The 2,675-nt window shown below is 68.9% G+C and carries 3 protein-coding genes; all 3 read left to right on the top strand.

Annotated features, from left to right (window positions below):
- A partial coding sequence (locus ACWELQ_RS43235) for a hypothetical protein (protein WP_452402772.1) occupies positions 1-1,498 on the top strand: 1,498 nt, incomplete at its 5' end.
- A gap of 27 nt (positions 1,499-1,525) precedes the next feature.
- Positions 1,526-1,909, top strand: coding sequence for a hypothetical protein (locus ACWELQ_RS43230; protein WP_452402771.1), 384 nt, complete (start codon positions 1,526-1,528; stop codon positions 1,907-1,909).
- The coding region (locus tag ACWELQ_RS43225; protein WP_452402770.1) for an Hsp70 family protein at positions 1,906-2,675 on the top strand (770 nt) is incomplete at its 3' end. The genes ACWELQ_RS43230 and ACWELQ_RS43225, both read left to right, overlap by 4 nt.

The following is a 2,675-nucleotide window of genomic DNA, read 5'->3' as shown; positions in this document are numbered from 1 at the left end:
GCCGGAGGCCACCGCCGCCCACAATCTGGCTGTGCTGCGCCACATTCAGGCGCTGGAATCGCCGCGTGGCGCACACGCCGAAACCTGGCTCGACGCGCTGACCGCGTGGGATATCGCGATCGGCGCTGCCGACTCGTGGGCCTGGCTGCGCGCCCGCACCGACGCCATCGGCGACAACCGCTCCGGCACCGCCGCGCTGGCCGAACTGCGCGACGCGCTGCCCGCGGCGCTGCTGCACCTGCACGCGAACCTCATCGTCCGCTCGGCGGTGACCGGTGATCGCAAGGCCGCCGAACTGCACCTCGACGTCCTCACCCGGTTCGCCGACCAGATCAAGGACCGCGCGAGCAGTTTCGACGCGGCGACCGTCGACGGCGTGCGCGACGCCGCGGTCCGGAAGCTGGCCGCGCACACCCGAGCCCTCTCCGACGACGCGTCGCGCGCCATCAAGAGCACGCCCAAGGACGCGGGCGCGACTGCCCAGCGCCTGCTCGACAGCGCCAAGCTGCCGCTGCTGGTCATCGACCGTCTGCGCCCGGTGACCGATCCGATCGGCAGCGGCGCGCACGACGACCTGGTCCGCATGGCCATCGCCTGCGATGTCGCTCAGTTCAACGAGACCCGTTCGGTGGCGACGAGTCTCGACATCCTGGAGCGACTCGGTCCGCTGGCCACCACGCCGTCCATCCGCGACCGGCTCGCCGCGGAATTCGCGGCGACTGCGGGCAGCCAGATCGCCGGACTGTGCGTGGCGGCCCGTGACAAGACCGACGGCAACCCCAAGCAGGGCCTGCAACTCGCGCGTGAGCTGCTCGAGGACACTCGAATCCCCCTGGCGCGCATGCGATCCGCGCCCAAGCCGGACGCGGAGAACATCGAGCGGGCCTCCGACCGGATCGCGACCGCCGCGATCAACTGCGTCGTCGGCTATTTCAACGAGACCAGCGAGCTGGAAGCCACCGCGGAGCAGCTGGACAAGATCCGCCCGCTGGCGCTGGGCAAGGAAGCGCTGGAGTACCTGCACAATCAGGACAAGGTGCTGGCCGGAATCCGGGCCAAGCGGGAAGAGGCGCGACGACTCGCCGACACCTGCTGGTTCTGCGAACAGCGGACCAAGGACGAGGCGGCCAAGTACCGGGTCGGCCTGCACAACAACGTGACTCGCCAAGGCAATGTGCGGCGCTGGAACTCGCTGCACGTCGATGTGCCGCGCTGCGCGGAATGCAAGAGCGCCCACGCTCCCGGCGCGGTGATCTCCGGCCTGGCCAGGTTCTTCGGCGCGATCGCTTCCATGGCGGTATTTTTCGGGCTCCTCGGCGGCCTGTTCAGCGAGGGTCACCCGGCGTCGGCGTTCGCGACCGCGGGCGTCGGTGTCGTGGTCGCCATTCTCGCCTACATGGCGATATCGGCCAATAAAGAGGCACCCGATCGGGCCCACAAGTATCCGCGTGTAGAGCAACTGCTGGCCGAGGGCTGGAGCAGAGGCGAACGGCCGTAACGGCGACTGGCAAGGGGAGAGCAAGGTATGCAGGACAAGGACTTCCATCCACTGCTGGTGGATCTCGCCACCGGTGTCTGGCGGTTGAGTGACAAGCTGGGCGCCGATTCGGAGACCGCCGAGGATCCCGTCAAGCTGCTGAGATCCATTACGCGGCAGGTGAACTCGTTGTCGCAGGCCCTCGCCGACGCCGGTGTCGTCGTGCAGAGCCACACCGGTGACCGTTTCGACGCGGGCCAGTCGGTGGAGGTGGTCGCGTTCGCGCCCTCGGAGTCGGTGACGTGTGAGATCGTCTCCGAGACCATCACCCCGACCGTGTACATCGACGGCCACCTCTCGCAGCGCGGCCAGATCATCGTCGCCGTACCGGAAAGCGGGACCGGACAGGCTGTTTCGGAGGTGCTGCGATGAGCCGTACGACCATCGACTTCGGTATCGATCTGGGCACCACCAACTCCGCCGTCGCCGTGCTGCGCGGGGTCGAGGCGGAGGTGATCAAGAACAACGAGGACGCCGACACCACGCCCTCGGCCGTCTGGATCGACAAGCGCGACAAGCTGCGGGTCGGCCGGGCCGCCAAGGAGCGCAGCGAATCCGACCCGGAGAACACCGCCGCCGAATTCAAGCTGCGCATGGGCACCGCCCAGGAGAAGGTGCGCTTCGAGGCCAGCGGCCGCGAGCTCACCCCGCCGCAGCTGTCGGCCGAGGTGCTCAAGTCGCTGCGCGCCGATGTCGCGCAACGCCTGGACGAGGACATCGAGGCCGCCGTCGTCACCGTCCCGGCCGCCTTCGACATGAGCTCGTGCGAGGCCACCCGGATCGCGGCGGAGGCCGCGGGCCTGCGCTACGCGCCGCTGCTGCAGGAGCCCACCGCCGCCGCGCTCGCCTACGGCTTCCAGGCCTCCGACGAGAACGCCCGCTGGCTGGTCTACGACTTCGGCGGCGGCACCTTCGACGCCGCGGTCATCCAACTGCGCGACGGTGAGTTCACGGTGCTCGAGCACCGCGGCGACAATCACCTGGGCGGCAAGCTGATCGACTGGCTCATCGTCGAGGAACTGCTGATCCCCGCGGTGCGCGACAGCGCCAACAGCTCACTGAAAGCCCTGGGCGGCTTCGCCATCGCCGCCCTCGTCCTGTTCGTTCTCGCACCCGCCATGCTCACCGACTTCCGGTT

It is taken from the genome of Nocardia sp. NPDC004722 (genome assembly GCF_053601505.1).
Note: the sequence above shows the minus strand (reverse complement) of the source record. Positions and strands in the feature narration are given on the sequence as shown.